Source organism: Streptomyces sp. RK62, assembly GCF_018070255.1.
Taxonomy (GTDB): domain Bacteria; phylum Actinomycetota; class Actinomycetes; order Streptomycetales; family Streptomycetaceae; genus Streptomyces; species Streptomyces nigra.
Genome location: NZ_JAGPYD010000016.1, coordinates 108,089 through 129,361, shown reverse-complemented (window position 1 = coordinate 129,361; position 21,273 = coordinate 108,089). Strand labels below are relative to the sequence as shown.

Sequence of the window (21,273 nt, the reverse complement as noted above, 5' to 3'; positions counted from 1 at the left end):
CCTCCGTCAGCCCGCTCTCAGGGCCATCGTCATCGCCTCCACGGCCAGCAGCGGCGCCACATTGCTGTCCAGGGCGTCCCGGCAGGCGGCGATCGCCTCGATCCGGCGGAGCGTGGCCTCCGGCGAGCTCTCCTGGGCCAGGCGCTGCAGGGCGTCCTCGACGTCGGTGTTGGCGAGGGCCACCCGGGAGCCGAGCTGGAGGGCGAGGACGTCCCGGTAGAACGCCGTGAGGTCGGTCAGCGCGAGGTCGAGGCTGTCGCGCTGCGTCCTGGTGCGGCGGCGCTTCTGCTTGTCCTCCAGGTCCTTCATCACACCGGCGGTGCCGCGCGGCATCCGGCCGCCCTGGGACGCGCCCAGCGCCGCCTTCAGCTCGTCGGTCTCCTTGGTGTCCGTCTCCTCGGCGAGCTGCTTGGCGTCCTCGGCGGCGGCGTCCACCAGTTCCTGGGCCGCCTTGAGGCACGCGCCGATCTCGCCGAGCCGCAGGGGCAGCTTGAGGACGGCCGCCCGGCGCTGCCGCGCGGCCGGGTCCGTGGCCAGCCGGCGGGCCCGGTCGACATGCCCCTGGGTGGCACGGGCCGCGGCGGCGGCCACCTCGGGCTCGACGCCCTCCCGCCGGACGAGCATGTCGGCGATGGCGTCGACCGACGGTGTGCTCAGGTTCAGATGACGGCAGCGCGAGCGGATCGTGGGCAGGACGTCCTCGATGGAGGGCGCGCACAGCAGCCACACCGTCCGGGGGGCGGGCTCCTCGACGGCCTTGAGGACGGCGTTGGCGGACTTCTCGTTCAGCCGCTCGGCGTCCTCGACGAGGATGACCTGCCAGCGGCCGTTAGCCGGTGACGTGAAGGACTTGCGGACGGTGTCCCGCATGTCGTCGGCGAGGATCTGCGAGCCCACGGCGGCGACGGTGGTGACGTCGGCGTGCGTGCCCAGCAGGGCCGTGTGACAGCCGTCGCAGAAGCCGCAGCCGGGCGAGCCGCCCAGGGCGCGGTCGGGGCTGACGCACTGCAGGGCGGCGGCGAAGGCCCGCGCCGCCTGGTTGCGCCCCGCTCCGGGCGGGCCCGTGAACAGCCAGGCGTGCGTCATCTTGGACGCCTCGGGCGGCGGGGCGTCCGTGGCCACGGCGGTGACCAGGGCGTCGGCGTCCCGGGCGGCGGCGTCCAGCTGCTCGCTGATCCGCTCCTGCCCCACCAGGTCGTCCCATACGGTCATGGGCGCCGCCCGCCTTTCGTCACACTTCGGGTCACCGCGTCCATTGTGCGGGCCGGCACTGACAACCCGGTCCGGCCGGACCGCCGGGGCTCAGCGCCGCCGGCCCCGGCCCCGGCCGCCGCCCTCGTCGGGGCGCTCGTCGTGCCCGTCGTGCGCGTCCTCGTGCGGGCCGAGCAGCTCGTCGGCCAGCGTCGGCAGGTCGTCCAGCGGGGTCTCCTCGGCCCAGTCGGAGCGGGCGCGGCGGCGCGGGGTGCCCGACTCGTCGACCTGGGGCATCTCGCGCGTGCGCTCCTCCTCGCGGAAGTACCCCGGCGGCACGCGGTCGTCGGGTCCGTCCGCGGGCACCGGCGGCAGGACCGCCGTCTCGTCGGCGGCACCCGGCGGCACGGGCGGCAGTACGGCCGTCTCGTCCGCGGCACCCGGCGGGACCGGAGGCAGTACGGCCGTCTCGTCGGCCGCGCCGGACGGATCCGACACGCGCGGCAGCTTCGAGGTGGACTCCACGGCGGACTCCTCGGCCTGCGGACGCTCGTCGCGCACCGGGCGCAGGACCGTCGTCTCGTCGGCCGCCCTGCCCGCCGCCGCCTGCTCCGGGGTGACCACCGGCGTCGGCACGGTCATCGCGTCGTCCGGCGCGGCCGGCGTCGCGGGTGCGGCCGGCCGGGGGCCCGCCTGCGCGGCGGCCGCGGCCTGCTCGGCGAGCCGGCGGGCCTCCTCGGCCCGCAGCAGGGCCTCCTCCGCCTTGCGCTGCTTCTCCAGACGCCGCTCCTCGGCCTCGGCACGGATACGTGCCTCGTCCTCGGCCTGCTTGCGGCGCCGCTCCTCCTCGGCCTTGCGGCGCGCCTCCTCCTCGGCCCGCGCCTTCTCCTCGGCGAGGAGCCGCTTGCGCTCCTCCTCCGCGCGGCGCTGCGCCTCCTCGGCACGCAGGCGGGCCTCCTCGGCCTGCCGTTCGGCCTCGCGGCGCTGCGCCTCCTCCAGCTCGCGCCGCTTGCGCTCCTCCTCCTCGGCGCGCAGCCGGGCGAGCTGCTCCTGGCGCTCACGCTCCAGGCGCTCCTCCTCGGCCTTGCGGGCGGCCTCTTCCTCGGCCTTGCGCCGGGCCTCCTCCTCGGCCTTGCGGCGCGCTTCCTCGCGCGCCTGGATCTCGGCCTCGGACAGGGGGAGCATCTGGTCGAGCCGGTGCCGGATCACCGTGGTGACGGCCTCGGGCTCCTGGGCGCCGTCCACCACCAGGTAGCGGCCGGGGTCGGCCGCGGCCAGCGTCAGGAAGCCGGAGCGCACGCGCGCGTGGAACTCCGCCGGCTCCGATTCCAGCCGGTCCGGCGCCTCGGTGAACCGCTCACGCGCGGTCTCCGGCGCCACGTCCAGCAGCACGGTCAGATGGGGGGCGAGGCCGTTCGTGGCCCAGCGGTTGATCCGGGCGATCTCCGTCGGCGACAGATCACGGCCCGCGCCCTGGTAGGCGACCGAGGAGTCGACGTACCGGTCGGAGATCACGACGGCGCCGCGCTGCAGCGCGGGCCGGACGACGGTGTCCACGTGCTCGGCGCGGTCCGCCGCGTACAGCAGGGCCTCCGCGCGGTGCGACAGCCCGGCGCTCGACACGTCCAGCAGGATCGAGCGCAGCCGCTTGCCGACGGGCGTGGCCCCCGGCTCACGGGTGACGACGACCTCGTGGCCCTTGCCCCGGATCCACTCGGCCAGCGCCTCGGCCTGCGTGGACTTCCCGGCGCCGTCGCCGCCCTCCAGGGCGATGAAGAAACCGGCGGTGGCGGGCACCTGCTCGGGGTCGTCGCCGCCGAGCACCGCGTCCCGCAGATCCTTGCGCAGCGGCACCCCGGACCGGTCGTCGACCTTGGCCAGGACCAGCACGGCGACGGGCAGCAGCAGCGCGCCGACCAGCATCAGCGTGAAGGCGGCACCGCCATGGGCGAAGACGAACTTGCCGCTCTCCAGCCGGTGCGGCCCGATCAGCGCGGCCACCAGCGGCGCGAGCACGGCGCCGAGCGCGACGCACAGCCGTACGACGGCATGCAGATGCTCGGTGGTGCGGGGGCGGCGGAATTCCTCGGCCTCCTGGTCGAGCAGCGCGTGCCCGGTGTTGGCGGAGACGCCCGCGCCGATCCCGGCCAGGCCGAGGATCAGCAGCACGGTGGTGACATCCGGGACCAGGCCCGCGGCGAGCAGGGCGACGCCGGTGAGGGCGACCGCGAGCGCGAGCAGGCGCCGCCGGGACAGGGCGGGCAGCACCGAGGGCGCCGTACGGATGCCGACGACGACACCACCGGTCAGGGCGAGCACCATCAGGCCGTACAGGACGGGGCCGCCGCCCAGGTCCTTGGCGTGCAGGACGGCCACGGCGACGGCGGCGGACACCGCGGCGGCGACGGCGGCACACGCCGTCACGAGCAGGGTGATCGCGCCGGTGCGGCCCTTGTCGACACCGGTGCCGGTCTTGGGACGGCGCAGCCCCTCCAGCGGCGACCGCGCGCGCGGGGTGCGCGTGTCGGGCAGCTCGAGGAAGGTGACGACGGACAGGGACGCGGCGAACAGACCGGCGGCGACGTACGAGCCGAGCGCCGCCTGGTGCTGGGCGAACCAGTCGAGCCCGGCACCGAGCAGATTGTTCAGCAGGGACGCGGCGACCAGGGCGGCGGCGGCCAGCGGGACCGCCACGAAGCCGGTGCGCAGCGACAGCCGGCGCAGCGCGTCCAGGTGGTCCGGCAGCGGCCGTACGGTCGCGCCCTCGGGCGGCGGGGGCGGCAGCAGGGCCGGGGCCGCGCTCTCGCGGGCGACTGTCCAGAAACGCTCGGCGACGCCGGTGACGAAGACCGTCACCAGCAGCAGCGCGAGCGCGTTGTCCGGGGTCCAGTCGATCCAGAGCGGGGCGACGATGAGCAGGGCGGCCCGCAGTCCGTCGGCGCCGACCATGGTCCAGCGCCGGTCGAGCGGACCGTCCTGGGACGTCAGCGAGGTCAGCGGACCGAGGAGCACGGCACCGAAGAGAAGCGTCGCCAGGATGCGCACGGCGAAGACGGTCGCCACTGCGAACGCCACACCGCGGTAACCGCCGCCGAACGACTCCTCGGCGATCGCCGTCTGAAGGGCCAACAGGACCAGTACCAGCAGCGCGAGGAAGTCGCCGACACCGCCGACCAACTGCGCGCTCCACAGCCGCCTCAGCTGCGGCCGGCGCAGCAGGGCGCGGAGGGCACGCTCTCGGGAGTCGGCGACCAGCGCGTCGTCGGGGGCTTCGGGGTGGGCCGTTGGCTGCTCGGCTCGCGTCATGCGTTCAGCCTATCGGGACCCACCGACAGCCCGGCGCGCCCGCCCGAACGTACGCCCGCCCCGACACCAAACTGATGCCGAGGCGTTCGTTTTGCGAACCCGGAAGGGGGAACGGCCCCTCAACCGGCCGCCGGGACAGCCCGATTGGAGAGCCGCGATCCGGCCGGAAGAGCCGGACCGGCCCCCGTCTCAGTCGTCGCTGGGCGAGGCCGGCGCGGCGGTCTTCTTCGCCGCCGTCTTCTTGGCCGTCGCCGTCTTGGCCGTCGTCTTCTTCGCCGCGGTCTTCTTGGCGGCCGTCTTCTTGGCCGGGGCGGCCTTCTTGGCGGTCGTCTTCTTCGCGGCCGTCTTCTTCGCCGTCTTCTTCGCGGGGGCCTTCGCCCGCTTCTCGGCCAGCAGCTCGAAGCCGCGCTCCGGGGTGATCGTCTCGACGCTGTCGCCGGAGCGCAGGGTCGCGTTCGTCTCGCCGTCCGTCACATACGGGCCGAAGCGGCCGTCCTTGACGACGACGGGCTTCTCGCTGACCGGGTCGGTGCCGAGCTCCTTCAGCGGCGGCTTGGCGGCCGCGCGCCCGCGCTGCTTGGGCTGGGCGTAGATCGCCAGCGCCTCGTCCAGCGTGATCGTGAAGAGCTGCTCCTCGGACTGCAGCGACCGCGAGTCCGTGCCCTTCTTCAGATACGGGCCGTAGCGGCCGTTCTGCGCGGTGATCTCCTGGCCGTCCGCGTCCTTGCCGACGACGCGCGGCAGCGACATCAGCTTCAGGGCGTCGTCCAGCGTCACCGTGTCGAGCGACATCGACTTGAAGAGGGAGGCGGTCCGCGGCTTCACCGCGTTCTTGCCGGTTTTCGGGGTGCCCTCGGGGAGCACCTCGGTGACGTACGGGCCGTAGCGGCCGTCCTTCGCGACGATGGTGTGGCCGGTGGCCGGGTCGGTGCCCAGCTCGAAGTCGCCGCTGGGCTTGGCCAGCAGTTCCTCGGCCAGCTCGACCGTCAGCTCGTCGGGCGCCAGGTCCTCCGGGATGTCGGCGCGCTGGTGCTCCTCGGTGTCCTTCTCGCCGCGCTCGATGTAAGGGCCGTAGCGGCCGACGCGCAGCACGATGCCGTTGCCGACCGGGAACGAGGAGACCTCGCGGGCGTCGATCGCGCCCAGGTCGGTCACCAGCTCCTTGAGGCCGCCGAGGTGGTCGCCGTCGCCGTTGCCGGCCTCGGCCGCGCCACCGATACCCGGGCCGTCGCCCTCACCGAAGTAGAAGCGCTTGAGCCACGGCACGGACTGGGCCTCGCCGCGGGCGATGCGGTCGAGGTCGTCCTCCATCTTGGCGGTGAAGTCGTAGTCGACGAGCCGCCCGAAGTGCTTCTCCAGGAGGTTGACCACGGCGAAGGACAGGAAGGACGGCACGAGCGCCGTGCCCTTCTTGAACACGTAGCCGCGGTCGAGGATCGTGCCGATGATCGACGCGTACGTCGACGGGCGGCCGATCTCGCGCTCCTCGAGCTCCTTGACCAGGGACGCCTCGGTGTAGCGGGCCGGGGGCTTGGTGGCGTGCCCGTCGACCGTGATCTCCTCGGCGCCGAGCCGGTCGCCCTCGCCGACCTGCGGCAACCGGCGCTCGCGGTCGTCCAGCTCGGCGTTCGGGTCGTCGGCGCCCTCGACGTACGCCTTGAGGAAGCCGTGGAAGGTGATCGTCTTGCCGGAGGCGCTGAATTCGACGTCCCGGCCGTCGGCCGCGGTGCCGCCGATCTTGACGGTCACGCTGTTGCCGGTCGCGTCCTTCATCTGGGAGGCGACGGTCCGCTTCCAGATCAGCTCGTAGAGCTTGAACTGGTCGCCGGTCAGACCGGTCTCGGCGGGCGTGCGGAAGCGGTCGCCGGAGGGGCGGATCGCCTCGTGCGCCTCCTGCGCGTTCTTCACCTTGCCCGCGTAGGTGCGGGGCTGCGGGGGCAGGTAGTCGGCGCCGTACAGCTGCGTGACCTGCGCGCGGGCGGCCGCGATCGCGGTGTCGCTCAGCGTCGTCGAGTCGGTACGCATGTACGTGATGTAGCCGTTCTCGTACAGCTTCTGCGCGATCTGCATCGTGGCCTTCGCGCCGAAGCCGAGCTTGCGGCTCGCCTCCTGCTGCAGCGTCGTCGTACGGAACGGGGCGTACGGCGAGCGGCGGTACGGCTTGGACTCGACGGAGCGGACGGCGAACTGCGTCTGCTCCAGGGCGGCGGCCAGCGCGCGGGCGTTCGCCTCGTCGAGGTGCAGGGTGTTCGCGCTCTTGAGCTGCCCCAGGGAGTCGAAGTCGCGGCCCTGCGCGACCCGCCTGCCGTCGACGGTCTGGAGGCGGGCGACCAGCGTCGACGGGTCCGAGGAGTCTCCGGCGCGGCCGGTCGAGAAGGTGCCCGTCAGGTCCCAGTACTCGGCGGAGCGGAACGCGATGCGCTCGCGTTCCCGCTCGACGACGAGACGGGTCGCGACGGACTGGACACGGCCGGCCGACAGGCGCGGCATGACCTTCTTCCACAGGACCGGCGAGACCTCGTAGCCGTAGAGGCGGTCGAGGATGCGGCGGGTCTCCTGGGCGTCGACCAGCTTCTGGTTCAGTTCCCGCGGATTGGCGACGGCGGCCTGGATCGCGGCCTTGGTGATCTCGTGGAAGACCATCCGCTTGACCGGGACCTTCGGCTTCAGCACCTCCTGGAGATGCCAGGCGATGGCCTCGCCCTCGCGGTCCTCATCGGTGGCGAGGAAGAGCTCGTCGGATTCCTTCAGCAGGTCCTTGAGCTTCTTGACCTGAGCCTTCTTATCGGCGTTGACCACATAGATCGGCGCAAAGTCGTGTTCGACGTCGACGCCGAGACGGCGGACCTCACCCGTGTACTTCTCCGGCACCTCGGCGGCGCCGTTGGGAAGGTCGCGGATGTGCCCGACGCTCGCCTCGACTACGTAGCCGGGGCCGAGGTAGCCCTTGATCGTCTTCGCCTTGGCAGGCGACTCGACGATGACGAGTCGGCGGCCGCCCTGTGCGGTCTCGCTGGTCGGGGACAACTTCGCTCTTCTCTCCGGTCGACGCTGGGCCTCCCCAGGATCGGTTGCGCCCGGGGTCGGGTGGTGGTGACGCTGCGGAGTGTGACGGTACATCCCGCCCCGTTGTCAAACGGGAAAAGCCCGCAACGGCCACTCGAACGGTAACCCGACTTCCGCCATTCCTGCCGCCCGGAGTGGCCACCGGCCTTTTCGAGCCTTTCCGGAAGATCGACCCCCAATTATCGGCCGCGCAGCTCACGAGCCGTTCCCACAGCCGGAAGAAGCCCCGGCCGCCGATGATCGCCGCGAGCGCCGGGACCGGGCCCGCGAGCACCGCCGATGCGACGGGGTTCACACCGGGGGCGAGCCTCGAAGGGCCCGCGCGGCCGGCCCCGGGAGGTTGGCCTGTTTCGCCCGCCCCCCGGGAACCGGCCCGGCGTCCGGTCAGCGTGCCGGTTCGAGGAAGCCCTGCTCCACGAGCAACCGGATCTGGGCGGGCGTCCGGTCGCGCAGCACCACCGGGTCGTCGTTCATCAGCTGGGCGATGGCGTCCAGGATCCGGCCCGCGGTCAGCGAGCCGTCGCACACACCGGCGAATCCCGCGCCGACCGTGTCGACCTGGGTGGCCCGCCGCATGCCCCGGTGCTGGCGCAGCACCACATGCTCGGGGTCCTCGGCGCCGGGCAGCCCGATCTGCTCCTGCACGACCTCGCCGACCAGCCGGAAACGGTCCTCCAGCAGGGCGGCGTCGTCCCGGTCGCGCAGATAGTCGAGGCGTTCGAAGTGCGCGCGCACGGTGTCGCCGAGCGGCTGCTCGACGGGGTGCGGCCACTCCTCGACCGTGACCGTCGGCACGGCGGCCGACGTCCGGCGCAGGGTGACCCAGCCGAACCCGACGGCCTTCACCTTGCGCGCCTCGAACTCGTCCAGCCACGCGTCGTAGCGCGCCTGGTACGCGGCCGTGTCGCCCCGGTGGTCACCGGCGTCCCGCAGCCACAGCTCGGCGTACTGCGTGACGTCCTGGACCTCGCGCTGCACGATCCACGCGTCGCAGCCGCGCGGCACCCACGCCCGCACCCGGTCCTGCCAGTCCTCGCCCTCCACGTGCTGCCAGTTGGCGAGGAACTGGGCGTACCCGCCCTCGTTCAGGCGCTCGCCCGCCCCCTGGACGACCGCGCGGCACAGGTCGTCGCCGCCCATCCCGCCGTCGCGGTAGGTGAGCCGGGCGCCCGGCGAGATCACGAAGGGCGGATTGGACACGATCAGGTCGTACGTCTCCCCGTCCTTCAGCGGCTCGAACAGCGACCCTTCCCGCAGGTCCGCCGCCGGGGCACCGGAGAGGGCCAGGGTCAGCGCGGTGATGTGCAGGGCGCGGGGGTTGAGGTCGGTCGCCGTGACGCGTGTGGCGTGCTGCGCGGCGTGCAGGGCCTGGATGCCGGAGCCGGTCCCGAGGTCGAGCGCGGCGGCGACGGGCGTGCGCACGGTGATCCCGGCGAGCGTCGTGGAGGCGCCGCCGACGCCGAGGACGACCTCCTCGGCCTTGTTCCCGATGCCACCGGCCCCGCCGACCGCGCATCCGAGGTCGGACACGATGAACCAGTCCTCGCCCTGCGGCCCGCCGTACGGCCGGACGTCGACCGTGGCACGGACGTCGTCGCCGCCTGCCCGGGCCAGCCAGCCGCTCTCCAGGCACAGGTCGGCGGGCAGCACGTCCGCCACGCGCGCGTACGGCACCGGCTGCTGGAGCAGGAACAGCCGTACGAGCGCCTCCAGCGGGCTGTCGCCGCGCGTGGCCCGGAGCGCGGGGACCGTCTCGCTGCGGGCGAGCGCCGCGTACGCGGGCGCGCCGAGCAGCTCCAGCAGCCCGTCGGCGGTGAAGGAGGCCCCGAGCAGGGCCTCCCGCAGACGGGCCGCGGCGTCCGTCCGGCCGGAGCCGGGCAGCGCGGGAAGGTCGGACAGGACCGCCGGGCCGGTCGGCACGGCCCGGTCGGCCGCAACGCTCGTATCGGCCGGGACGCTCCTGTCGGTCGGGGCGCTCGGGTCGGTCAGGACGGTCGGGTCAGGCTGGCGGGAGTCACTCACGCCCTCATTGTGACCCGCGCCGCCTCATGCGGCGCTCAGCCGGCGGCCCCGGACTCGACGGCCTGCTTGCAGCCGTCCTGCGAGGTGAGTGCCGTCTTCACATCGCCCGACTCGAGCTTCTTCAGCGAGGCGATGGCGTTCTGACGCTGCGTCTCGACCTGCTTCATCTCGGCCGACACGTCCTTGAGGCCGGAGGCGAACTTCCCCTGGTCCTTGGTGTTCAGCCCGTCGACCTGCTTCTTCAGATCGGCGTAGGCGGCGGAGAGGTCGGTCAGCTTCTTGACGACGTCCTGCTGGTTCTTGGCGCCGCCCTCGACGCCGGGGGGCGCTCCGGCGTCGCGGATGAGCGCGGCGCGCGCCTTGTAGCCGTCGGCGAGGTCCTGGAAGGCCTTGGAGTCGGCGGCCTGCAGTTCCTTGGGCGTGCTGGAGGTGTCCTTGGCCGCCTTGGTGATCGCGACGTAGGCGGCCGAGATCTTGGCGTTCTGGGCCGGCACCTGGTCGCAGACCTTCTTGGCCCAGGCGTCGAGCTCCTTGTTGCCCTCTTCGCTCGTGCAGCCGGTCAGCGCCAGTATCAGTACCGCACCGCCGGACAGCGCGGCCGCGAGCTTCTTGTTCACCGGTTTGGTCCCTTCGTGGCTCTCGGCCACGGGACCCTACACGGCGGGCAGATGATGACAGCGTGCTATTTGCGGCTTTTATTACCTCTTCGCGCTGTTTACACCATGTGAGACAAGGGTCACGGCGTGGGGCGTGAACAGGCGAGGGGCGGGCGGCCGGCACATGGATCGCGCCGGTCCGCCCGCCCCTGGAGCCCTGCAGCCTGCAGCCTGCAGCCGGGCAGTCGGGCAGTCGGGCAGTCGGGCAGTCGGGCAGTCGGGCAGTCGTAAGACCGCCTACGAGACCACCGCGGGATCCGCCGGCTTGGACACCCTCTCCGCGTTGCCGTCGTCGCCCATGGCGATGCCGCGCCGCTTGGACACATAGACCGAGCCGACGATCACCAGGAGCGAGGCGACGGCGATCAGGACCCGTACGGCGACGTTCTTGTCGTCGCCGTAGCTGAACTGGATGACCGCGGGCGCGATGAGCAGCGCGACGAGGTTCATCACCTTCAGCAACGGGTTGATCGCCGGGCCCGCGGTGTCCTTGAACGGGTCGCCGACCGTGTCACCGATCACCGTCGCGGCATGGGCCTCGCTGCCCTTGCCGCCGTGGTGGCCGTCCTCGACGAGCTTCTTCGCGTTGTCCCAGGCGCCTCCGGAGTTGGCGAGGAAGACCGCCATGAGCGTGCCGCAGCCGATCGCGCCCGCCAGGAAGGCGCCCAGGGCGCCGACGCCGAGCGTGAACCCGATGAAGATGGGCGCCATCACGGCGAGCAGACCGGGCGTGGCGAGCTCGCGCAGGGCGTCCCGGGTACAGATGTCCACGACCTTGCCGTACTCCGGCTTCTCCGTGTAGTCCATGATCCCGGGCCGCTCACGGAACTGCCGCCGCACCTCGTAGACCACCGCGCCCGCCGACCGGGACACGGCGTTGATGGCGAGTCCCGAGAAGAGGAACACGACGGCCGCGCCGGCGATCAGGCCGACCAGGTTGTTGGGCTGCGAGATGTCCATCATCAGGTTCATCGGCGCGCCCTCGCCGGTGAGCTTCTCGCCGACGTCCCGCGCACCGGTGGTGATGGCGTCGCGGTACGACCCGAAGAGCGCCGCCGCGGCCAGCACGGCGGTGGCGATGGCGATGCCCTTGGTGATGGCCTTGGTGGTGTTGCCGACCGCGTCCAGGTTGGTGAGCACCTGGGCGCCCGCCCCCTCGACGTCGCCTGACATCTCGGCGATGCCCTGCGCGTTGTCGGAGACCGGTCCGAAGGTGTCCATGGCGACGATCACGCCGACCGTGGTGAGCAGGCCGGTGCCGGCCAGCGCCACCGCGAACAGCGCCAGCATGATCGAGGTGCCGCCGAGCAGGAACGCCCCGTACACGCCGAGCCCGATGAGCAGCGCGGTGTAGACGGCGGACTCCAGGCCGACGGAGATGCCGGCGAGGACGACGGTCGCGGGACCGGTCAGCGAGGTCTTGCCGATGTCCCGGACGGGACGCCGGTTGGTCTCGGTGAAGTAGCCGGTCAGCTGCTGGATGACGGCCGCGAGCAGGATGCCGATGCCGACGGCGACGAGCGCCAGGATCCGCGGGTCGCCGTCCTTGGCCGCGATGGCGCCGTCGGTGACGCCGTCGAGATCCGCGTACGACGACGGCAGGTAGGCGAACACGGCGATCGCGACGAGCACGATCGAGATGACCGCGGAGATGAAGAACCCGCGGTTGATCGCGGTCATGCCGCTGCGGTCGGACCGGCGCGGGGCCACCGCGAAGATGCCGATCATCGCGGTGATCACGCCGATCGCGGGCACGATCAGCGGGAACGCGAGCCCCGAGTCGCCGAACGCGGCCGACCCGAGGATCAGGGCGGCGACCAGCGTCACCGCGTACGACTCGAAGAGGTCGGCCGCCATTCCGGCGCAGTCGCCGACGTTGTCGCCCACGTTGTCGGCGATGGTCGCGGCATTGCGCGGGTCGTCCTCCGGAATGCCCTGTTCGACCTTGCCGACCAGGTCGGCGCCGACGTCGGCGGCCTTGGTGAAGATGCCGCCGCCGACACGCATGAACATCGCGATCAGCGCGGCACCGAGACCGAATCCTTCGAGCACCTTCGGCGCGTCGGCCGCGTAGACGAGCACCACACAGGAGGCGCCCAGCAGACCGAGCCCCACTGTGAACATGCCGACGACGCCGCCCGTGCGGAAAGCGATCTTCATGGCTTTGTGCGAGACGGCGGTGAGATCCTTTTCCGGCTCACCTTCCGCGGGGGTCGCTTCCCGGGCCGCCGCGGCGACGCGCACATTACTGCGCACGGCGAGCCACATGCCGATATAGCCGGTGGCCGCCGAGAATCCGGCGCCGATCAGGAAGAAGACCGATCGGCCGATGCGCTGATTCCAGTCGTCCGCGGGCAGCAGCATGAGCAGGAAGAACACGACGACGGCGAATACACCGAGCGTGCGCAGCTGCCGGGCCAGATAGGCGTTGGCTCCTTCCTGGACCGCGGCGGCGATCTTCTTCATGCTGTCGGTGCCCTCGCCCGCCGCGAGCACCTGACGGACCAGGACGCCGGCGACGACGAGCGCCGCCAGGGCGACCACGCCGATCACCGAGATGATGACCCGGTTGTCATCCGTCAGTACGGCCGCTGCGAGGGTAGTGGGGTAGTCAAGCTGATGAGGGGTAGAAAGCCCCGCCATTCGTCCTCCTTGACGCTTGGGCTGAGCTCAAGATGTGGACGGATTCTAGGTACCGGAACCTGATCAAAACAGATGGCGGTAAACGGAATTGGCCTTCACATGCCGTTCAGCAAATGATCGACATCCGGCCACAGAACCCGAAAGTGCTAATGCCCCAAAACCATTGACGCCCTGATTGACCCTTGATCGGATGATCGCGACCTTGATCAATGATCCGACAATCGATCGTGAATTACTTCACGAATTCACCGCCGCCATACGATAAAACCCGAAGGGGCCCTGCTCAGCAGGGCCCCTTCGGGAAGTGCGGGGGTGGGTCGGGCCGGCGTGTCAGTCGACCTGCCAGGCCGGCGTGGCAGCCCGACGTCTCAGGGAAGCACCACGGTCTGCGACGCGGTCGGCCACGTCATACGGATCAGCCCGCCGTGCTCGCCCGCCGAGACCTCGACGTCGTCGACGAGCCCGCTGATGACCGCGAGGCCCATCTCGTCCTCCTCGGCGTCGATGTCGTCGGCGCCGGCGACCCGCTCACCGGGAACGGTGTGCGGCGCCTCGTCGCCGACCTCGATGGAGAACTGCTTCTCCTCCTCGATCAGCGCCACCTTCACCGGTGCCGTGATGCCGACACTCTGATGCAGTCCGACGGCACGGCTGCACGCCTCGCCCACGGCGAGCCTGACCTCGTCCAGGACGGCCTCGTCCACTCCGGCCCTGCGCGCCACCGCTGCCGCCACCAAGCGGGCGGTCCTGACGTGCTCGGGCAGCGCGCTGAAGCGGAGTTCAACGGTGGCCATGCATCCCCCTCGGAACTTCGGGCGTGCTGTCAGGGGGACCGGGCCGCCGAAAGCCCGGTCCCCCGTCTCCTACCACTTCTCCCAGCCCGGGCACGCGTCACCGCGCCCCCGGGTGCGGTGACTCAGTCGGTCGCCGCCACCGCTTCCTCGACCGAGGTGTGGATCGGGAACACCTTGGTCAGACCGGTGATACGGAAAATCTTGAGAATGCGCTCCTGGTTGCAGACCAGGCGCAGGGAGCCCTCATGGGCACGCACGCGCTTCAGGCCGCCGACCAGCACGCCGAGCCCGGTGGAGTCGAGGAAGTCCACGCCCTCCATGTCGACGACGAGGTGAAAATTCCCGTCGTTCACCAGCTCGACCAGCTGCTCGCGCAGCTTGGGCGCGGTATATACGTCGATTTCGCCACCGACCTCGACGACCGTACGATCGCCGACGGTACGGGTCGACAGGGACAGGTCCACGGATCCTCCAGCACCTTGCTATCGAGCGGTCGCCCCTCGGGACACCTCGGCTTGCAACCCCAAGGACGGTTCGCCAGCCGCGATGGCATTCGATCACTTACCGGCAGGCGTGCACGACGCCTTGGTCCCATTGTCCGTCACGCCAGTGACACACTCGGTGCCGATGGCCGAGAATCACCGATCCGATCGATCCCCGACGGGCCCCGTCTCCCGGGTGGACCCGGGCGCGGTGCTGGGCCGACTCGCCTCGGGGCCGAGTCGGGCTTCGCGCATCACTCATACGGAGCATGTGCCCCCGCGAGCGGGTCGCCATGCCGTCTGGCCGGACCGGATCCGCGCCGAGGTCATCGCCGCCGTACAGCGCGCCGGTATCGAACATCCCTGGGCCCACCAGGCACGGGCCGCCGAGCACGCCCTGGACGGCGAGTCCGTCGTCGTCGCCACGGGCACCGCCTCCGGCAAGTCCCTGGCGTATCTCGTCCCGGTCCTCTCCTCGCTCCTCGACGGCTCCGAGGCCCCGAACGGGCGTGGCGCGACCACCCTGTACCTGTCCCCGACGAAGGCACTCGCGGCGGATCAGTGCCGTTCCGTGAAGGAACTTTCACATCCGCTGGGCAATTCGGTCCGGCCGGCCGTGTACGACGGCGATACGCCGTTCGAGGAACGCGAGTGGATCCGCCAGTACGCGAACTACGTCCTCACCAACCCCGACATGCTCCACCGGGGCATACTCCCGTCCCACCCGCGCTGGTCCTCCTTCCTCAAGGCGCTGAAGTACGTCGTGATCGACGAGTGCCACACCTACCGCGGTGTCTTCGGCTCCCATGTCGCCCAGGTGCTGCGGCGTCTGCGCCGCCTGTGCGCCCGCTACGGCTCCTCCCCCGTCTTCCTGCTGGCGTCCGCCACCGCCGCCGAGCCGGCCGTCGCAGCCCGGCGCCTGACCGGGCTGCCGGTCGTCGAGATCGCCGACGACGCCTCCCCGCGCGGCGAACTCGTCTTCGCCCTCTGGGAGCCCCCGCTCACCGACCTCCAGGGAGAGAAGGGCGCACCCGTCCGGCGTACGGCCACCGCCGAGACGGCGGACCTCCTGACCGACCTCGCGGTGCAGGGCATCCGCTCGGTCGCCTTCGTCCGCTCCCGGCGCGGCGCCGAGCTCATCTCGGTCATCGCGCAGGAACGACTGGCCGAAGTCGATCGCTCGCTCGCCGGGCGTGTCGCGGCCTACCGGGGCGGCTACCTCCCCGAGGAGCGCCGCGCCCTGGAACAGGCCCTGCACTCCGGCGAACTCCTCGGCCTGTCCGCCACCACCGCCCTGGAACTCGGCATCGACGTCTCCGGCCTGGACGCCGTCCTGATCTCCGGCTACCCGGGCACCCGCGCCTCCCTGTGGCAGCAGGCCGGACGGGCCGGCCGCTCCGGGCAGGGCGCGCTGGCCGTCCTGGTCGCCCGCGACGACCCGCTGGACACCTACCTCGTCCACCACCCGGAGGCCCTCTTCGACCGCCCGGTGGAGTCGACGGTCCTCGACCCCGACAACCCGTACGTCCTCGCCCCGCACCTGTGCGCGGCCGCCGCCGAGATCCCCCTGACCGAGGAGGACCTGACCCTCTTCGGCCCGGAGGCCGAGGGACTGCTGCCCCAGCTGGAGGCGGCGAGGCTGCTGCGCCGCCGCACCAAGGCCTGGCACTGGACCCGCCGGGAACGGGCGGCCGACCTCACCGACATCCGCGGCGAGGGCGGCCGCCCCGTCCAGGTCGTCGAGGCGGGCACGGGCCGTCTGCTCGGCACCGTCGACGCGGGCTCCGCGCACACGAGCGTCCACGAGGGCGCGGTCCATCTGCACCAGGGCCGCACGTATCTCGTACGCTCCCTCGACCTGGAGGACTCGGTCGCCCTGGTCGAACAGGCGTCCCCGTCGTACTCCACGGTCGCCCGGGACACGACGGCCATCTCCGTCCTGGAGACCGAGACCGAGATCCCGTGGGGCGACGGCCGCCTCTGCTACGGCTCCGTCGAGGTCACCAACCAGGTGGTCTCCTTCCTCCGGCGCCGGCTGATCACGGGCGAAGTGCTCGGCGAGGCGAAACTCGACCTCCCTCCTCGGACGCTGCGCACCCGCGCGGTGTGGTGGACGGTCACCGAGGACCAGCTGGACGAGGCCCGGATCAACCCGGAGATCCTCGGCGGCGCCCTGCACGCCGCCGAACACGCCTCGATCGGCCTGCTGCCCCTCTTCGCGACCTGCGACCGCTGGGACATCGGCGGCGTGTCGATCCCGCTGCACCCCGACACCCTGCTCCCCACGGTCTTCGTCTACGACGGTCACCCCGGCGGCGCCGGCTTCGCGGAGCGCGCCTTCCACACCGCCCGCGCCTGGCTGACGGCCACCCGCGAGGCCATCGCCTCCTGCGAGTGCGAGGCCGGCTGCCCGTCCTGCATCCAGTCCCCCAAGTGCGGCAACGGCAACGACCCACTGCACAAGCGGGGGGCGGTGCGGCTGCTTTCGGTGCTGTTGCGGGGGGCGCCGGAGGGTGAGGGTGAGAGTCCTGCGGGGGCGGCGGAGGGCGAGGGCGAGGGCGAGGGTCCTGCGGGGGCGGCGGATCGGGAGGGCGAGGGCCCTATGGGGGCTGATTCGGCTGCGGACGGGGAGTCGGCCCGGGCGTAGAGCGGGGCGGCTCATCGGGTCGCCGGACGCCCGAGTCCTGCCGGTGACGCTCCTACGGCCCTCGTGGCGACGCTCTCACAGCCCCTCGCGGCGACGCTTCTGTGGCTCCTCGCTGCCAGGCGGCCCTCCTCCCTCCGGCGATCCCGGCGTCCCAGCGGCGCCCGGTCCTCCCGGTCCCGCCCGCGCCCTCACCTCCGCGGTGAACGGGCCCCGGCCGGCCGCCGCCGTCACGTCCGACACATCGCCCACGACCACGCACCGCACCAGTCGTGCCCCGGTCTCCTCGGCGATCCGCTCCGCCCGGGCGCAGGCCCCGGCACTGCCCTCCGTCCAGTGATCCGCCGCCGCGAGGGCGGCCAGATCGGCGCCGCCCGCCGCACGATGCCGGATCACGACCGCCTGCCCGAGCGCCAGCACCACACCGAACACGACGCACAGCACGGCGATCAGACCGAGACTCCAGGCGGTGGCCGAACCCCGATCCGAGCCGGGGCCCGTACGCGACGCCTTGCCTGGGGCCGTGCCCGGTGCCCTGCCGAGAGCCCTCAGCCCTCGCCGCGCGCTCACGACTCCACCACCACCATCTCCTCCGCCGCCGCCACGGCCTCCTCGCGCACCTCGAAGGGGAGCCCGCGCAGCACCGGCGGTCTTGCCACCACGACCACGCGGACCACGGCACCCTCCCGGGCGACCGTCACCTTCGCCCCGCGCGGTGCGACATCACCGGCGACCTTGACGACGGCGGCCTCCGGCTCCTGCCGAGCCGCCGCGCGGGCCCCGGTACGGGCCGCGTCCACGCACTGGATCTGCGCCGCCACCACGAGCAGACCCCACACCAGCGCCATCGCGAACATCACGAGCACCGGCAGGACGACAGCCGACTCGGCCGTCACGAACCCCCGATCCGACCCCAGCACACCGTCCCGCCGCCTCCACCGGCCCTTTCCACCGTCGGCGAGGGCCCCGCGGGCCGGACGACCGCCCGACCCGCGTCCCTCCTCCCGCTCACGCCCCGCCATCGAGTGCCCGCTTCACGATGTCCTGCAGCTCCGCACTGACCTCCCCGCTCGTCACGACCTTGTAGAGCACCACGGCGAACGCCACCGCCGCCACGATGCCCATCGCGTACTCGGAGGTGACCATCCCCGCGTCCCTCCGCGCCGTTCGCGCCCTGCCCGTCATGGCACCCATTCGTGCCCGTACCGCCTTGAACATCTGTAACCCCCGTAAGCTTTGGTCCCGTTGATTGAGCCGACTTGCATCCGTGCTCGACGCGCTCCTGTCGCGCGCCTCACGGCTCACCCCGTCATGCGCCTCCCCCTCCCAACACACCGCCCGCCAGCCCGATGACCACCGGCGCCACCCCGACCGCGATGAACGCGGGCAGGAAGCACAGCCCCACCGGAGCGGTGACCATGACGGCCGCCCGCCTGGCCCTCTCCGTCGACGCACGACTCCAGTCGGCGCGGGCCTCCGCCGCGAGCCGTGCGACCGGCCCAGCCGCCGGCAGTCCCGAGACCCCGGCGCGCTCCAGCAACCGCGCCAGCCCCGCGGCCCCCGGCATGGACGCCAACCGCCGCCAGGCGTCGCGCGGTTCACCGCCGAGCCGGCATTCCGCGGCGCCTCTCGCCAGCGCATCGCCGACTGGACCACCCAACGCCTCACCCACCGCCTGGGCGGCGATCACCGGACTGGCCCCGGCAGCGATGCATGCGGCCAACAGATCTGCCGCGAGCGGGAGTCGACGTGCCACCTCGCCACCGTCGACCGCGTCCACGCCCGCTCCAACTGCCCCCGCCCCCGCACCGGCGTCCTTCCTCCGACGCCACCACCACAGCCCAACCGCCCCGGCCACTCCGACCAGCAGCCCGGCCACACCACCCACGAGAGCCCAACCCGCAGCTCCGACGCCCGCCACGGGCGCCCACCGCCGCATCACCCGCCTGACATCGAGCCGTCTACGGCCCGGCCCCCGATCGGCACCTCTCAACAGGCCCGCCAGCCGTCCCCTGACCTGGCGCTCCCGGCGAACTTCCGCCCACCACCGCACCAGCCACCCGAGGATCAGCGCCGCCCCCACGGCCATCCCCAGCCTGTGGACAACTTCCCCACTCACCTCACACCCTCCTTCCTGTCGCACATGCCAGGTCGCTGCCTCATCCCGCCTCCGCTCCTCGCACGATGCGCGCCGCCCACCACATGCCGGCCCCTTCCAGCACGCCGCCGACCACCAGGCACCCGAACCCCGCGCCGGTGTGCAGCAGCACGTGCAGCGGCCTCGCTCCCATCGCCGCGCCGAGCAGCAGCCCCAGCACCGGCAGCCCGGCGAGCATCACCACCGTCGAGCGGGCTCCCGCCAACTGGGCTCTCAAGTCGGCGCGTTGATCGCGCTCGGCGCGGAGCGCCGCCTCCAACCGGTCCAGCCCGGCCGCGAGACCGGCGCCCTGGTCCACGGCGACCCGCCAGCACGCGGCCAGCCCCGACAGCCCTTCGGCGCCGGGCCGGCACGCCGCAGAAGCCAGCGCACCGGGCACATCGCCACCGAACCGCGCCGCCGCCAGCACGGCGGACTGCGCCGAGCCGAGCCCGCCGGAGTCACGCGCCGCCCTCAGCAACGCCTCTCCCGGCTGCCGCCCCGCCCGTACCTCCCCGGCCAGCGCCCCGCAGAGCGCGATCACCGAGCCCCCGCGCACCTCACGCGCCCGCCGCGCCTCCTGGGCCAGACGCATCCGCCTCAGCAACGGCACCCCGGCCGCCCCGGCGACCAGCGGCACCACCGACGCACCGAGCACCGCCAGCACCAACCCAGCGACCAGGGCCCACCCCTCGACCTTCAGCCGCCCACGTAACCGCCGTAGACTCCCCGCCACTCCCCGCCAGCCGGACGCCCCGGCCTCCAGGTCCCCACCATCCGCGAGCAGCCCCCGGAGCCTCCGAGCCCCCTGGTCCCGCCCACCCATCAGACAGACGGCCGCAGCTCCCAGACACGCACCGGCCGCCCCCAGCCCGTCCAGCGCGCCGGACGCCAGCTCATCCACGGACACCACCTCCCACGGCACCTCTGGCATCGACGCCCCCGCGCAGAAGGCACTGGAGCCGTTCCCAGCCCCGCTCGGCCACGAACCCCTCCGGGGCCCACCGCAACGCCGGCACCGTCCGCACCAGTCCGGTCGGGTCCCGCTCCAGCACCTGCACCTCGGCGATCCGCCGACGCCCGCCCCGGTCCCTTACAAGGTGCAGGACCACCGACAGCGCTGCCGCCAACTGGCTGTGCAGGGCCGCCCGGTCGAGCCCGGCCGCCGTCCCGAGGGCTTCCAGGCGGGCGGGCACATCGGAGGCGGCGTTGGCGTGAACAGTCCCGCAGCCGCCTTCATGGCCTGTATTGAGGGCTGCCAGCAGATGCACCACCTCGGGCCCGCGCACCTCGCCCACGACGAGCCGGTCCGGCCGCATCCGCAGGGCCTGCCGCACCAGGTCCTCCAGCGTCACGAGCCCCGCGCCTTCCTGGTTGGCGGGCCGGCTCTCCAGCCGTACGACGTGCGGATGGTCCGGCTTTAGCTCCGCCGAGTCCTCGGCGAGCACGATCCGCTCACCCGGCCCGACCAGCCCGAGCAGGGCACTGAGCAGCGTCGTCTTGCCGCTGCCGGTCCCGCCGCTGATGAGGAAGGACAGCCGCGCGTCGACCAGGGCCCGCAGCACCCGGTCCCCGCCCGGCGGCACCGTCCCCGCCGCGACCAGTTCGTCGAGCCTGAACGCCCGCGGCCGCGCCACCCGGAGCGACAGGCACGCGCACCCGACGGCCACCGGCGGGAGTACCGCGTGCAGACGGGTCCCGTCGGGCAACCGGGCGTCCACCCAGGGGCGGGCGTCGTCCAGCCGCCGGCCGGCCACCGCGGCGAGGCGCTGCGCGAGACGTCGTACGGCCGCCGCGTCGGGGAAGGACACGGAGGTCAACTCCAGGCCCCCGCCCCGGTCGACCCACACCCGGTCCGGTGCCGACACCAGCACGTCGGTGACCGCGGGATCGGCGAGGAGTGGTTCCAGCGGGCCGCTCCCGACCAGCTCCGACCGCAACTGCTCGGCCGCACCCAGCACTTCCGCGTCGCCCAGCACCCTGCCCTGCTCACGCAAGGCCTGCGCGACCCGGGCCGGGGTCGGTTCGGCCCCGCTCTCCGCCAGCCACTGCCGCACCCCGTCGAGCAACCCGGCCGGCACGTCCGCCGCAGCCCCGCCGGACGCCCACCGCGCCCCAGGCGAACAACCCCCACCACCGCGCACCTCAACGGCCCCCGACCGACCCCGCACCTCACCGGCCCCCGAGCGGACCGGCGCCCCGCCGGCCAACGACCGCACCCGCGCCCCACGCACCCCCGGCGCCAGCCCTTCCGGCCCTAACGCCACCTCTCTCCCACTCACATGCCGCGTCCCCCGCTCGGGAGGCCCACCCGTATCCCCCACACCACTCA

Annotated in this window: 15 protein-coding genes; 1 reads left to right on the top strand and 14 read right to left on the bottom strand. The window is 72.6% G+C overall.

Translation table 11 applies throughout. From position 1 onward, the window contains the following. Positions 1 to 6: 6 nt before the first annotated feature. The 8 genes from KBY32_RS28465 to bldG all read right to left on the bottom strand — a co-directional run bounded on the left by KBY32_RS28465 (position 7) and on the right by bldG (position 14,142). Entirely contained in the window at positions 7 to 1,212 is a 1,206-nt protein-coding gene (locus KBY32_RS28465; protein ID WP_055625056.1) for a DNA polymerase III subunit delta', read from the bottom strand. 90 nt (positions 1,213 to 1,302) lie between these two features. Then, positions 1,303 to 4,497 carry a dTMP kinase gene (gene tmk, locus KBY32_RS28460; protein WP_210982116.1) on the bottom strand — a complete coding sequence of 1,065 codons (3,195 nt, stop codon included), beginning with the start codon at positions 4,495 to 4,497 and terminating at the stop codon, positions 1,303 to 1,305. 189 nt (positions 4,498 to 4,686) lie between these two features. Then, positions 4,687 to 7,524: a type I DNA topoisomerase gene (gene topA, locus KBY32_RS28455; protein WP_055625058.1), complete on the bottom strand. Its 2,838-nt coding sequence runs from the start codon at positions 7,522 to 7,524 to the stop codon at positions 4,687 to 4,689. Between the two features lie 423 nt (positions 7,525 to 7,947). Then, positions 7,948 to 9,483 (bottom strand): methyltransferase, encoded by a 1,536-nt coding sequence (locus tag KBY32_RS28450; protein ID WP_374225004.1) that lies wholly within the window; start codon positions 9,481 to 9,483, stop codon positions 7,948 to 7,950. 137 nt (positions 9,484 to 9,620) lie between these two features. Beyond that, entirely contained in the window at positions 9,621 to 10,202 is a 582-nt protein-coding gene (locus KBY32_RS28445) for a hypothetical protein (RefSeq protein WP_055625059.1), read from the bottom strand. 276 nt (positions 10,203 to 10,478) lie between these two features. Next, entirely contained in the window at positions 10,479 to 12,884 is a 2,406-nt protein-coding gene (locus KBY32_RS28440; RefSeq protein WP_210982115.1) for a sodium-translocating pyrophosphatase, read from the bottom strand. Positions 12,885 to 13,252: 368 nt separating this feature from the next. Next, entirely contained in the window at positions 13,253 to 13,678 is a 426-nt protein-coding gene (locus KBY32_RS28435; protein WP_210982114.1) for an ATP-binding protein, read from the bottom strand. Positions 13,679 to 13,800: 122 nt separating this feature from the next. Further along, the gene (gene bldG, locus KBY32_RS28430) at positions 13,801 to 14,142 is read right to left on the bottom strand and encodes an anti-sigma factor antagonist BldG (protein ID WP_010986038.1); all 342 of its coding nucleotides are present in this window, start codon (positions 14,140 to 14,142) and stop codon (positions 13,801 to 13,803) included. A gap of 82 nt (positions 14,143 to 14,224) precedes the next feature. Here bldG and KBY32_RS28425 point away from each other — a divergent pair, with 82 nt between their 5' ends. Further along, a complete protein-coding gene (locus KBY32_RS28425) occupies positions 14,225 to 16,807 on the top strand; it encodes a DEAD/DEAH box helicase (protein ID WP_247690111.1) in 2,583 nt (860 codons plus the stop codon). 75 nt (positions 16,808 to 16,882) lie between these two features. On the opposite strand, the gene KBY32_RS28420 is transcribed toward KBY32_RS28425, so the two are convergent. From KBY32_RS28420 to KBY32_RS28395, 6 genes are all read right to left on the bottom strand, one after another. Next, a complete protein-coding gene (locus KBY32_RS28420; protein WP_374225002.1) occupies positions 16,883 to 17,374 on the bottom strand; it encodes an Rv3654c family TadE-like protein in 492 nt (163 codons plus the stop codon). Beyond that, the gene (locus KBY32_RS28415; protein WP_374225001.1) at positions 17,371 to 17,700 is read right to left on the bottom strand and encodes a TadE family type IV pilus minor pilin; all 330 of its coding nucleotides are present in this window, start codon (positions 17,698 to 17,700) and stop codon (positions 17,371 to 17,373) included. Before KBY32_RS28415 ends, KBY32_RS28420 begins: the two co-directional genes overlap by 4 nt. Positions 17,701 to 17,812: 112 nt before the next feature. After that, complete coding sequence (locus KBY32_RS28410) at positions 17,813 to 18,022, bottom strand: DUF4244 domain-containing protein (RefSeq protein WP_210982111.1); 210 nt, start codon at positions 18,020 to 18,022, stop codon at positions 17,813 to 17,815. Between the two features lie 91 nt (positions 18,023 to 18,113). After that, complete coding sequence (locus KBY32_RS28405; protein ID WP_210982110.1) at positions 18,114 to 18,923, bottom strand: type II secretion system F family protein; 810 nt, start codon at positions 18,921 to 18,923, stop codon at positions 18,114 to 18,116. A gap of 40 nt (positions 18,924 to 18,963) precedes the next feature. Beyond that, positions 18,964 to 19,767, bottom strand: a complete 804-nt coding sequence (locus KBY32_RS28400) for a type II secretion system F family protein (RefSeq protein ID WP_247690139.1) — start codon at positions 19,765 to 19,767, stop codon at positions 18,964 to 18,966. A 70-nt stretch (positions 19,768 to 19,837) separates the two neighbouring features. Further along, positions 19,838 to 21,022 (bottom strand): TadA family conjugal transfer-associated ATPase, encoded by a 1,185-nt coding sequence (locus tag KBY32_RS28395; protein ID WP_308293806.1) that lies wholly within the window; start codon positions 21,020 to 21,022, stop codon positions 19,838 to 19,840. Between the last annotated feature and the right edge of the window lie 251 nt (positions 21,023 to 21,273).